Origin of the sequence: Sinimarinibacterium flocculans (genome assembly GCF_003201205.1) — a bacterium.
In the GTDB taxonomy this organism is placed as follows: Bacteria; Pseudomonadota; Gammaproteobacteria; order Nevskiales; family Nevskiaceae; genus Solimonas; species Solimonas flocculans.
The window spans coordinates 1-12,081 of the sequence record NZ_QICN01000015.1; the positions used below are offsets into that span (position 1 = coordinate 1).

Below are 12,081 nucleotides of genomic sequence, written 5' to 3' on the forward strand. Positions count from 1 at the left end.
TTGGCGAAAATCCGCCGGGTACGGCGCTCGACTCTTGGGCATATCGGACTCCTTCTCTCAAAAGATCAGGTGTCCGCGAGAACGGGTCAACTCCACCAGTGCGTTTTGCAGCGCCCGGAAGATGCCGACGTAGTCGACGATCAGGCCGGACTCCTTGCCCGGTGCCACGCGGTTGGCGCGGGCGATGGTCTGCATGAGCGTGTGCGCCCGCATGGGCTTGTCGAGATAGATCGTGGAACAGGTCGGCACGTCGAAGCCGGTGATCCACATGGCACACACGAACACCAGCCGCAGCGGGTCGTTTTCGTCCTTGAACCTATCGTCCAGCTTGTCCTTGAGCATCCGCTGGCGATGAGGCGTGATGTCCAGGCCCCTCTTCTTCAGCTCCTCAACTTCGTTCTGGCCCTGGCTGACGATGACGGCCATGTCCGTGGCTTCCATCACCGTGATGCGAGCAATCAGCACCTCTCGGTCGTCGCCCTTGGTCTGCGCCAACTCTGCCTTGAGCCGTGCAATCTCATCCTTCCAGTGCGACCTCACCTTGTCGTACATCCGCACGGCGGTTGCCTTGTCGATGCAGACCATCATCGCCTTGCCGCGATAGCCACGGCCAGTGAAGTGCGCCACCACGTCCTTGGCGATGACCTCCAGCCGGTCCTCGCGGGTGATGATGTGGTACTCGCGGCCGAACTCCCGCTCCAGTTTCTTCTCTTGGTCCTCGTCCAGCTCCGCGGATTCGAGCAGGGCTTCCAGGTCGCGGTTGAGGTCTTGGTTGGTGAGCTGCACCTCGGGGATGCGGTTCTCGTAGTACAGCGGCACCGTGGCCCCGTCTTCGATGGACCGCACGAAGTCGTAGACACTCACGTACTCGCCGAAGACCTCGCGCGTGCGCTCGTCGTCGCCCTTGATCAGCGGCGTGCCGGTGAAGCCGAGGAAGCCGGCATTGGGCAGCGCGTTGCGCATGTTGAGCGCGAAGATGTCGTACTGGCTGCGGTGTGCCTCGTCGGTAATGACGATCACGTCGGACCGATCGGAAAGCGGCGGGTATGCCTTGCCCGGCTCGTTCCGGAACTTCTGAATCAGCGTGAAGATGTAGCGCTCGTTGCCGCGCAGCAGTTCCTGCAGATGCTCGCCGCTGCTGGCCCGCACGTCCTCGCGTGCCGTGGCACCGGTGGCCTTGAAGGTCTTGCTGATCTGGTCGTCCAGTTCCTCGCGGTCGGTAACGATCACGAAGCTCCAGTTGCCCTTGAGCTTGCGCAGTACCTTCTGCGTGAAGAACACCATCGACAGGCTCTTGCCCGAGCCCTGCGTATGCCAGAAGACGCCCAGGCGCTTGCGCTCCTTCTCGTTGGACTCGCGCAGTTCCGCCAGCCGTGCGATGGCACGGTTCACGCCGAGGAACTGGTGGTTCTTGGCCGTCTTCTTGATCAGGCCGCCACGGCCGGCCTCGAAGACGGTGAAGTTCTCCACGTAGTCCAGCAGCTTGGCCGGCGCAAGCAAGCCGCGCAGCGCGCGTTCCAGCGAAACCTTGCCGACCTCGGCTTCATCGTCCACCCGCTTCCAGTCGAAGAAGTGCTCCCAGGCACCGGTCAGCGTGCCGATCTTGGTGTCCGCACCGTTGGACAGCAGGATGAAGGCGTTGGGATGGAAGAGCTGCGGGATGGACTGTCCGCGGTAATCGCGCAGGTTCTTGTCGAATGCGGTCTTGAGCGGCTCCGCCGGACGCTTCAGCTCGATGAACACCAGCGGCAGGCCGTTGATGAACGCCACCAGATCGCAGCGCCGCCGGTACATATCGCCCGCCACCCACATTTGCGAGGCGACGAAGTAGTCATTGTTGCCCGGCGTGTTCCAGTCGATCACGCGCAGCGTCTCGGTGGTCTGCCCGCCCTGCTCGTCCGGCACCGTCACCTTCACGCCGTCCTTGATCAGCGCGTAGACCTCGTGGTTGGGGTAATTCCACGGAAGCTCTTCTGAGACGCCAAACGCCCCTGTAAGTATCTGTATTTATAGAGATCCGTGGGTGCATTTGCTTCAGCGTTTATGCCAGCGTCACGATGAACTTCGGCTTGTCCCCCGCCTCGCGCTTCCAACGCTTTCCCCCGTGACTACGCCGCCGGGCCTCCCAGGTGACCAAGAACGTCTCTGCCAGCATCAAGCGTTGTACGTAGAGCCGCTCATCCTTGACCAACGCATCGTGCACTCGCACGTGCGCTGCAGCGTGCTTTCTGGCCACAGGATCTATAACTGCAAGAACGCCCTTCGCGTTCGCAATCGATAACCGGCCCCCAAGCCTTCGCTGAATGAACCTGGTTACGGCTGGAAATACCCCGTCATAGTCCCAGCCTTGAACTCGGTATTCGGAAATTGAGTCCAGATCGAAGTGGCATCCGACGAGATCTTCCATTAGAAAAAGGCTACTCGCCTCTCGGATTTCCGTCGGAACACTCCGCCGCAGTTCCTTGTAGCGTAGCGAGAAGTACGCGTTGCTCTCGTTGGCCGGGTGATCCATCGGAATCCATAGCTTGGCTAAATGTGCCTTCTTGTAGGCAGTGGATCCCGGTGTGTGCTCGCCACAGAGATAGATACGTTTGCCGCGGCTCGTTCCTACCCGCCAGCAGACGTTGCACCAGCCAATTGGATGAATCGCTCCTTTTGGCTTTCGTTTCTCGCGGTGAAGAGAGTATCGATTGTATAGATGCTGAAGCGCGTCTCCCGCTATTTGCCAAGCGCGCTGAACCCTTTCGGCGTCGACGGAATCGCGGTTGGCATAGCGATCAACCTGCAGTTCGCTTTCGACAAATGCGCGATTCCTGCGAATCTCGCCGGGCTTGAACCGTGGGAAATTCTCGCGACTCTGGATGACCAGATCGGCGTACTTGTCGCCTTCGCGGCTGAGAAACTTGAGCACTTGTTCGATGTGGAACGCCGACTTCCACCTTGATGGGAACCGATCAGCGACTACACCGAACGCCGATTCGATGGTCTCGAAGCGGATGAGATTCTCATCATCTGGGTTGCGGGCCGCATACGCTGCCCACTTGCGGAGACGGTTTTCGACGATCGTCTTGTCGCAAAAGACTTTCAGTGCGCCATGCCACAGCCTGTGGGCGGGAGTGCCCCGCGGATACGCACGCATCTCGATCCAAATGAGCGCAATCAATTCCTTCGTGGCCGGCGAATAGGTCATGCAGGAGATGATAAAACACTTTATTAACAATACTATATGACTTCAAGAGGGAATTTGAAATCTTACTGATCGCTACTCCTAGTTCTTCGGCAAGCTGGCTCCGAGTAGCTCGGCGTAACCGCTTGTGATCAGGAGAAATCGGCTGTGTCGGATGAGGTCCTGAAAATCCAGGAAGTCGCGGCTCTGTACAAGACGACACCTGGTGCGATCCGTGCGGCTCTCTGGCGCTTTCGCCACCACGGCACCGATCCTGGGATGCCGCTGCCGAGACTGGTTCGCCATCGCTCGGTTTGGCTGCGCAGCGCAGTCGATGCACATCTCAAGTCCCTCGCAACGGTCCCGGCAGCGCCCGAAATGACTGTCGACGCTGCTACACCCGTCGTGCGACCCGGAGGTTCCCCATGACGCCTTCCTAGAACATCGCCGCGTCATGATTGAGGGAGCCTGAAAACGCGAAAACCCAGGGTGGCGACCCTGGGTTCTCTGACAGCGATTACCACCTACTTACGGTTCGATCGTGCGTCGTTTTCTCGGTCCGGTCAAGACCGAGGCCCCTTCAGAGAGCTTTTTTCATCGTCTTGAAGTGCGACGAGGGCCTTGCTCGGCCCGTCGCCGGGGGAAGCTATGGACGTGCAGGTATCGAGGCAGCCGAATGCGGAGCAATCCGCATGAGACGCAAGTTTACAGAGTTGGAAATGGCGGAGCACTGGACGCTGTCGCCTAAGGAAATGGAAATCCCGGCCGGAAAGTCCCGGATCACCAGGCTCGGCTACTTCGTACTGCTGAAGTATTTCCAGTACGAAAACTCATTTCCCACCACCCGGCGCGACATCCCAACCGCAGTCGTCGAGGCCATCGGCGATCAGCTGTCGATCAATCCCGCGCTCTTTAGCGAGTACAGACTTGATGATCGGACGGCTTCACGGCATCGATCCGCCATCCGAGAGCACCTTGGTGTCCGCGAGGCTACTAACCAGGATGGCCAGCCGCTGATCGATTGGCTCATCGCGGAGGTGCTCCCCCATACCTCAGACGATCCGACCGTCGAGGCGGAGGTCGACAAGTGGCTCAGGCGCAAAAAGATCGAATCGCCAAGCGATGAACGTATTAAGACCTACGTCGCAAGCGCAAAGAATAGCTTCGAAAAATCGCTGTACCAGCGCCTGTTGAACGCGCTTCCTGAGGAATGCCTCAATGCCATCGACGCAATGCTGCAACTGTCTGACCCGGAGCTGATCGACGGTCAGGGGCCGGACACAGCCGAGATGCCCGACGGTGAAACCGCCCCATTGACCTTCCACCAGATTAAGAGCGATCCAGGTAGAGCCAGCCTGGAATCGGTCTTTCGCGAGGTCGCCAAGCTCAACAGCATCAAGTGCCTGATGATTCCGGATGCCCCCTGGCTGGCGATTCCTCCGCGCGAGCTCGAAGTGCTCAAGCGCCGGACGTCCTCGTACGACTCAAGCGAGTTGCGGCAGCTAACATCGCCGGCCAGGTATGTCTTGGTCGCCGTCTACTGCTGGCTCCGTCGGCGGGAAATCCTGGATGGATTTGTCGAGCTGCTTGTCAGCCTCATTCACCGTATCGATGTTCGCGCCGAACGCAGAGTCGAGAAGGAACTGCTCAACGACTTCAAGCGTGTTCGCGGTAAGTCACAGATGCTGTTCAAGATCGCCGAACTCTCCGTCGAAAACCCGGACGGCGTGATCTCAGATGTCATCTTCCCGATCGTGCCCAAGGACTCGCTTGACGCTGTGGTTAAGGAGTTCAAGTCCGGCGGCCCGGCATTCCGTACCATCGTGCATAAGGTGATGCGCAACTCCTACAGCAATCACTATCGCCAGATGCTGCCGCGGATGTTGGACAACCTGGTCTTCCGTTCAAACAACACTCTGCATCAGCCGGTCATCGAGGCACTGGAGATCCTCAGGACATACCGCAATGACCGCTTCCAGTATTTTCCTGACCACGTTGACCTGCGGCTCGAAAGCGTCGTCCCGGCCAAATGGCGCGATGTTGTTCTCGAAGAAGGAAAGGACGGCAACGAGCGCATCAATCGCATCAACTACGAAATCTGCGTGCTTCAGTCTCTCAGAATCCAGTTGCGTTGCAGGGAGATTTGGGTTGAAGGCGCAAGGAAGTACGGTAATCCGGACGAAGACCTGCCGAGTGATTTCAACGAACGACGAGCCGACTACTACGCCGACCTGGATTTGCCGAGCGAATCAAATGACTTCATCAACAAGATTCGCCTGGAGATGGCGGAGGCATTGCAGCAGCTCAACGACGACCTGCCTCGTAATCGATACGTGAAGCTGCGTGAGGTCGGTATGAACAGGATCGCTTTGGAACCTCTTGATGAGCAGAAAGAGCCAGAGAATCTTCACGCATTGAAGATTGAAATCAACAAGAAGTGGCCGGCGACAGGCCTGCTCGACATCTTGAAGGAGACCGAGTTCAGAGTTGGAGTGACGGACTGTTTCAAGACCGCTGCGAGCCGCGAGGCCTTGGAGAAGCCCGCTCTCCAGCGACGACTTCTGTTGTCTCTCTATGGCCTGGGTACGAATACTGGGCTCAAAAGAGTGGTGACCAGCGAGATTCCGGAAAGCTACAAAGACCTCGTCTACGCGAAACGCCGCTACATCACGAGAGAGTTCCTTCGCAACGCGATCGGCAAGGTGGTCAACGCGACATTCGCAGCGCGGGATCCGGAGATCTGGGGAGAAGGCACTACTGCGTGCGCATCGGATTCGAAGAAGTTCGGCAGCTGGGATCAGAATCTCATGACCGAATGGCATATCCGCTACGGCGGCCGTGGCGTGATGATCTACTGGCACGTGGAGCGCAAGTCGGTTTGCATCTACTCCCAGCTGAAGAAGTGCTCGTCATCGGAGGTGGCAGCGATGATGGAAGGCGTCCTGCGGCATTGCTCGGACATGGAGGTCGAGAAGAACTACGTCGATAGCCATGGGCAAAGCGCGGTCGGATTTGCCTTCTCGCGGTTGCTCGGTTTTGAACTGCTGCCGCGGCTGAAGGCAATCAGCAAGCAGCGGCTTTATCTGCCTGGCCCTGGCACGGCTGCGAACTATCCGAAGCTGGCCCCGATCCTGGCGCGGTCGATTGATTGGGGACTCATCGCTCAGCAGTATGACGAGATGGTACGGTTTGCTTCGGCGATGTCCAATGGGGTCGACGCGGAGTCGGTGCTGCGCCGGTTCACTCGGGAAAATGCTCAGCACCCCACCTACCGGGCTCTCCAGCAGCTGGGCCTGGCGGCAAAGACCATTTTCCTCTGCCGCTACCTGAACAGCCTGACGTTGCGTCAGGAGATCCACGAAGGTCTTAACGTGGTCGAGAACTGGAACTCGGCCAACAGCTTCATTTTTTACGGCAAGAGCGGCGAAGTCGCGACCAATCGCCTAGAGGATCAGGAACTGTCCGTCCTGTGTCTGCATCTGCTGCAATCGTCCCTGGTGTACGTCAACACGCTGATGATCCAGCGCGTCCTTCGCGAGAAGCAGTGGCGGCGGCGCCTCAAGCCCGAAGACCTTCGTGCGCTGACCCCGCTGATCTATCTTCACGTGAACCCCTATGGCGAGTTCAAGCTCGATATGGGAGACCGCATTCAGATCGAGAGCATGTAGAAATCTGGCGCTGCCCGATTAGTTGGGCATCGCCAGCCTGAATCGCCAAAGTGGCAGTTGCTCACTTCGATAGCCCTCGGGGATCACCGCAGCAAGATTCCCGGGGGCACCGGGAGGTGCTAAAGGGCTAATCGATAACTAGGCGGAATTTGTTGCGCTCGCTGTATGGGTAGTAGCACCAACTTGAGCGGAATCATGGATGGCTACTTGGTTTATGCATCTCGCCCTGCTTTTGGCAGACGCACACGCGAAAAGCTAACGCACTCCTTGCTGCGACACGCCCCTCTTCGCGGCGCGCACGTGCCGGACTCGATTGTGGACGGCGGGTGCAGCTTCTCCCGGCGCTTGGCGTAATCGGGGATCGGCCAGCTCTTTGAGAATCGGGGTAGCCGTCAAGTAAGGCGATTTCTCAACGCAAAGCTTTCGTGGCCGAAGACCCCAATTTCCGCACCCGCCTCAGTCGTGGACTGCGGCTGCGGCTTCCACCCGTGACGGGCATGCCCGCGGATCGGACAGCTCTTTGAGAATCGCGCAGTCCTTCGTGGCCAGCGGGCTGGCGCACCGGCTGCGGATGTTTTGAGTTCTAACCGTAGCGCACGAAGCGACCGGATGTGGGTGAGAACGTGCTGTGGTGGGCAGTTTCTGCATTCATCGGACTTTGCCGAGATGAGGTACACGTTGCCCGCGACCTATACCCGGTAGACCGGTGGGTCGAACCAGATGGCCGGCGTCAGTGCGCATGCGCGTCCTCCGCCGCGGGCCAGTCACCATGGCGCGCGAACACCTGCGTGTGTCCCGTCTCGTCGAACAGCAGCACCTCGTAGGGATCGCGACGTGCGCCGACCTCCATGCCGGGCGAACCGATCGGCATGCCGGGCACGGCGATCCCCTTGGCCTTCGGCTTGTCCGCGAGCAGGCGCCGGATGTCCTCGGCCGGCACGTGGCCTTCGACCAGATAACCGTCGACGACGGCCGTGTGGCAGGAACCGAGCTCGGCGGGCACGCCCAGCCGCGCTCGGACGGGCGCCAGATCGCGCTGCGCCTCGACCCGCGTCGCAAACCCGTTCGCCTTCAGGTGTTCGACCCAGACGGAACAGCAGTTGCAGGTCGGGCTCTTGTAGACGGTGATGACCGGCGCGCCCTCGGGCGTCGACCTCGAGCAAGCGGCGGCCAGCAGAACGATCAGGCCGAATGCAGTGAAAGCGATGGTATGCATGAATCAACTCCTGCAGTCCTGACACACGTCGGCAGCCAAGCTGCCGTCCGCCGCCACGTAGACGGAGACGGGCTCCTGCCAACCCTTCAGCAGCTGTTGCTCCGGCAGCGCGACGAACCGGGCGGCGAGATCCGGATCGGTGTACCAGGCCTCGCTGACGATGCGATAGGTCGCGACGATGCCGCCCGGCGGCGCCAGCTTGAGAATGCGCGCCGCGGCGTTGACGCTCGGACCAATGAACGACAGCCCGCGGCGCTCGACGGCGCCGACGTGGCCGACCACCAGCGGCCCGGCATCGAGCGCGAAGCGCGCCTGCGGCAATTCCGGCAGTTCGCGCCGCCGTGCGTTCAGCGCGGTGCGCAGATTGAACGCTGCCGGCAGCGCCTCGCCGACGCCGGCGAAGTACAGCATCGCGCCGTCGCCCTCGAAGTCGTGCACGTCGCCGCAGTGCTGCACGGCGACATCGACGACGATTTCCATGAAGGCCTGGACCAGGCCCAGCATTTCCTCCGGGCTGTGCATGAACAGCAACTGCGTCGAATCGACCATGTCGACGAACAGCACCGCCATGTCGCGTCGCGCCGGCAGCTGCTCTCCGGCGAGGAACGCACTTTCGGCAATCAGGCTGCCGCCCGTTGCGCCGGTGGCCTGGCGCGGCGGCGGGATCCACGTGGTGATCCGACGAGCGTCATCGGGATGAATCGGCGCGCGCGGAAAATCCGCCGCTTCCCACGCCGGCAGCCCGCCCGTCAGCACGGCGACGTCGGTGTAGCCCGCAGCTTCGAGCCAGCGCGCCGCGCGCGTGCTCGACGCCTGTCCCGAGCACAGGCAATAGGCGACGACCGGCGTTTCCCTTGGCACATCCGGAATCTGCGGTTCCGGGACGTCGAGCAGCAGCGGAATCGCACCGGCGATTCCCGACGGATGGCGACGGAACGCTTCCGGACGCCGCACATCGAGCACGAGCACGGGCTCGGCAGCGTCGAGGCGCCCTTTGAGCTCGTCGGGGCTGGTGCGGCGCAGACTCATGGCTCCTGCCCCGGCTTGCGTGCGCGGTACAGCGCGATCGTACCCAGTGGGGTGGCGAAGCGACGCGTCTCCGCGGCCTCGACAATGCCGCCGTCGACCATGAACGCCGGCAGGCGGCCGGCGACGTTGTCGTCCGTGGTCTCGAAGCCGTCGAGCAACTGCACGAGGATGAACGCGGCGCGCATCAGCGGATTCGCCGCCTTGCCCCAGTGGGCCGCGTGCAGCCAGCCGCCGGGCTTGAGCACGCGGTGAACCTCGCGCAGCGTCGCCGGCTTGGCATCCCGACCAAGATGGTGGAAGAACAGGCTCGACAGCACGACGTCGAAGCTCGCGTCGGCATACGGCATGCGGTCGGACATCGCTTCGTCGAAGTGCAAGCCCGCACCCGCGCTTCGCGCCTTGGCGCGCGCACGTGCGAGGATGGCCGCGTCACCGTCGAGCCCACGGATCTCGGCACCGGGCTGCGCCTGCTGCGCCGCAATCGTCAGCGTGCCGGTGCCGCAGGCCAGGTCCAGCACCCGCCCGCCGGGCTGCAGGTTCGCCTGCTGCAGCAGTGCCGACTTGAACGTACGCTCGCGCGTGGCCCATGCGACCACGGGATCGTAGAGCGGCGTCAGCCAGCGGTACGACAAGGCCGGAATGTAGCGCTCAGTCATCGTGCTCGTTCCCGGCGCTCGCGCCGTGTCCGTCGTGGCCCATGCCGCCGCCCCGCGCCGTGAGGATCTGGTACTGCGCCGGCGTCAGCGTCGGCAGCTTCTGCAGGAAGGCGACCATCGCCCAGATGCGCGCGTCGTCGTGCGTCGGTCCCCAGGCCGGCATTCCGGAGGCCTTGATGCCGTGCTTGATGATCCAGAACTGGCGCGCGGCGCTGGCGCGCGCATCGCCGTGCGCGTGGCCGTCACCGTGGTCTTCCGCCGGCTGCGCGAGATTGGGCGGCTTCGGATACAGGCCGATGCTCAGGTCCGACTCGGTTTTGCCCGGCTTGAGATGGCAGCCGGCGCACATGTCGTTGTAGTCGGCTCCGCCCGCGAGCAGCATCTGCGGATCGTCCAGAGGCGGCACCTCGATGCCGCCGATGCGGGCGGCGATGGAGCGCTCGCGTACCGTCTCCAGCAGCCAGTACACCGGCTTCGTGTGCGGCACGTCGGCGCCGATCGGATAGACGCCCATGTAGATGAAGCCGACCGCGCCCAGGACCGCGAGCAACACGAGTAACAGTTTCAGCACTTTCATCGTCCTTTCTCCGGTGCATCAGCCGCCGTGCCTCGAGTGATCCATGCCCGGCATGTCCGGCATGGGGCTCGGCGAGCCCGCCGCCGACAGCTGCGGCGGACCGTAGGGTTGGCGGCGGACCGGGTTGCCGAATCCCGGATCGCTGCTGATCCGCCAGGCGACCTGATTCTTCGGATGCCGGTACCAGCCGGGATCGCGGTAGTCGCCGGGTGCGAGCCCCTCGCGCACTTTCACCACCGTGAACATGCCGCCCATCTCGACCGGTCCGAACGGCCCTTCGCCGGTCATCATCGGTAGCGTGTTGTCGGGACCGCGCAGGCCCATCGCAACGTGACCGGCGTGCTCGGCCATGCCGTCCTTGCCCATCGCCATGTAGCCGGGCAGCATCTTGCGGATCTCCGCTTCGACGCCGGATTGGTCGACGCCGGTCGGATTGGGAATGCCGTGCCCCATCGCGTTCATCACGTGATGCGCCATGTGGCAGTGGAACGCCCAGTCGCCGGGCTCGGTCGGCACAAACTCGTAGTCGCGCATCTGGCCGACGCCGATGATCTCGGTGGCCTCGCGCCGCCACTGCGACTGCGGCCAGCGTCCGCCGTCACTGCCCGTCACCCAGAACGGATTGCTGTGCAAGTGGATCGGGTGATTCCACATCGACAGATTCCCGATGCGGATACGCACGCGCTCGCCTAGGCCGACGACCAGAGGCTCGATCGCCGGAAAGACCTTGCTGTTGAAGGTCCACAGGTCGAAGTCCTGCATGATCGACGGATCCGGGCGGTACGTACCCGGATGCAGCGCCCAGTTGTGCAGCAGGAAGCAGTAGTCCCGGTCGATCGGCACTTCCTCGCCATCTTTCGGATGGATGATGAACAGGCCCATCATGCCGAACGCCATCTGCACCATCTCGTCGGCGTGCGGGTGATACATGTGCGTGCCGTGCTGCTTGAGCGTGAATTCGTAGACGTAGGTCTCGCCGGGTTTGATGTGCGGCTGGTTGAGGCCGCCGACACCGTCGAAACCGTTGGGCAGATCGATGCCGTGCCAGTGCACGCTGGTGTGTTCGCCCAGACGGTTAGTGACGTAGATGCGCACGCGATCGCCTTCGACCGCTTCGATCGTCGGCCCCGGCGTCGTGCCGTTGTAGCCCCAGCATTTCGCGCGGCAGCCCGGCGCGAACTCGTGCTCGACTTCCTCGGCGACGAGATGGAAGACCTTCACGCCGTCTTTCGTCTCGTAGGGCAAGGTCCAGCCGTTGAGCGTGCGCACCGGCACATAGCCCTGCGGATGGCGCTTGAGCGCCCCGGGTGGCGGCGCAGGCGGCGTGGCTGGAACGGCCGTCGGCGGACTCGTCGTGTGGCCTTCGTGCTGGGCGCGGGCGACACCGGTCAGAAGACCGGCGCCGCCCAGACTAATTGCCTGGATCAGATTGCGTCGCGTGACCATCAGTGCTTGTGCTCGTCGGCCTTGGCAGGTGCCTTGGATTCACCGTCGGTGTGATCCATGTCCTCGTGACCGATCTGGCCCATGCACTTCTCGTGCATTGCCTTCATCACCGGGTCGTTCATGTCCATCTTCGACTTGTCCATATCCTTCATCTGCGCGCAGTCGGGGCCGGCGTTCTTGGCCGCGGCCTCCTTCTCGTGCTCCTTGGGGTCGTGGGCGGCGACGGCCTGCGCGGCCAGCACAAGGGCGGCGATCAGCGTCGATTGGATCAGCTTGTTCATCGGTAAAGCTCCTGGTTGATGGCGCGGTGCGCCGGTTGGGAA

General features: G+C 62.0%; 8 protein-coding genes and 1 pseudogene. 1 reads left to right on the top strand and 8 read right to left on the bottom strand.

Going from position 1 to position 12,081, the window contains the following annotated elements:
- Positions 1–96: 96 nt before the first annotated feature.
- Positions 97–1,977 (bottom strand): annotated as a pseudogene (locus C8D93_RS19050) (type I restriction endonuclease subunit R); the annotation flags it as partial.
- 64 nt (positions 1,978–2,041) lie between these two features.
- Positions 2,042–3,190, bottom strand: coding sequence for a hypothetical protein (locus tag C8D93_RS20500; protein WP_146216668.1), 1,149 nt, complete (start codon positions 3,188–3,190; stop codon positions 2,042–2,044).
- 668 nt (positions 3,191–3,858) lie between these two features.
- Between C8D93_RS20500 and C8D93_RS19070 the strand changes: the two genes are divergently transcribed.
- Positions 3,859–6,834: a Tn3 family transposase gene (locus C8D93_RS19070; protein WP_110266838.1), complete on the top strand. Its 2,976-nt coding sequence runs from the start codon at positions 3,859–3,861 to the stop codon at positions 6,832–6,834.
- A gap of 730 nt (positions 6,835–7,564) precedes the next feature.
- Here the strand turns inward: C8D93_RS19070 and C8D93_RS19075 are convergent.
- Genes C8D93_RS19075 through C8D93_RS19100 form a run of 6 tightly spaced genes read right to left on the bottom strand, consistent with a single transcriptional unit; the run spans position 7,565 to position 12,039 of the window.
- Positions 7,565–8,050 carry a DUF411 domain-containing protein gene (locus C8D93_RS19075; RefSeq protein ID WP_110266839.1) on the bottom strand — a complete coding sequence of 162 codons (486 nt, stop codon included), beginning with the start codon at positions 8,048–8,050 and terminating at the stop codon, positions 7,565–7,567.
- A gap of 3 nt (positions 8,051–8,053) precedes the next feature.
- Entirely contained in the window at positions 8,054–9,079 is a 1,026-nt protein-coding gene (locus C8D93_RS19080; protein ID WP_110266840.1) for a rhodanese-like domain-containing protein, read from the bottom strand.
- Positions 9,076–9,735 (bottom strand): class I SAM-dependent methyltransferase, encoded by a 660-nt coding sequence (locus tag C8D93_RS19085; protein WP_110266841.1) that lies wholly within the window; start codon positions 9,733–9,735, stop codon positions 9,076–9,078. The genes C8D93_RS19080 and C8D93_RS19085 overlap by 4 nt, the downstream gene beginning before the upstream one ends.
- Complete coding sequence (locus C8D93_RS19090; RefSeq protein WP_110266842.1) at positions 9,728–10,312, bottom strand: c-type cytochrome; 585 nt, start codon at positions 10,310–10,312, stop codon at positions 9,728–9,730. Before C8D93_RS19090 ends, C8D93_RS19085 begins: the two co-directional genes overlap by 8 nt.
- Before the next feature lie 18 nt (positions 10,313–10,330).
- Positions 10,331–11,758, bottom strand: a complete 1,428-nt coding sequence (locus C8D93_RS19095; protein ID WP_110266843.1) for a multicopper oxidase family protein — start codon at positions 11,756–11,758, stop codon at positions 10,331–10,333.
- Positions 11,758–12,039, bottom strand: a complete 282-nt coding sequence (locus tag C8D93_RS19100) for a hypothetical protein (protein ID WP_110266844.1) — start codon at positions 12,037–12,039, stop codon at positions 11,758–11,760. Before C8D93_RS19100 ends, C8D93_RS19095 begins: the two co-directional genes overlap by 1 nt.
- Positions 12,040–12,081 lie beyond the last annotated feature (42 nt).

Coding starts and splice junctions, on each gene's coding strand:
- C8D93_RS20500 (WP_146216668.1), bottom strand. CDS start 3,190: ATGACCTATTCGCCGGCCACGAAGGAATTGATTGCGCTCATTTGGATC.
- C8D93_RS19070 (WP_110266838.1), top strand. CDS start 3,859: ATGAGACGCAAGTTTACAGAGTTGGAAATGGCGGAGCACTGGACGCTG.
- C8D93_RS19075 (WP_110266839.1), bottom strand. CDS start 8,050: ATGCATACCATCGCTTTCACTGCATTCGGCCTGATCGTTCTGCTGGCC.
- C8D93_RS19080 (WP_110266840.1), bottom strand. CDS start 9,079: ATGAGTCTGCGCCGCACCAGCCCCGACGAGCTCAAAGGGCGCCTCGAC.
- C8D93_RS19085 (WP_110266841.1), bottom strand. CDS start 9,735: ATGACTGAGCGCTACATTCCGGCCTTGTCGTACCGCTGGCTGACGCCG.
- C8D93_RS19090 (WP_110266842.1), bottom strand. CDS start 10,312: ATGAAAGTGCTGAAACTGTTACTCGTGTTGCTCGCGGTCCTGGGCGCG.
- C8D93_RS19095 (WP_110266843.1), bottom strand. CDS start 11,758: ATGGTCACGCGACGCAATCTGATCCAGGCAATTAGTCTGGGCGGCGCC.
- C8D93_RS19100 (WP_110266844.1), bottom strand. CDS start 12,039: ATGAACAAGCTGATCCAATCGACGCTGATCGCCGCCCTTGTGCTGGCC.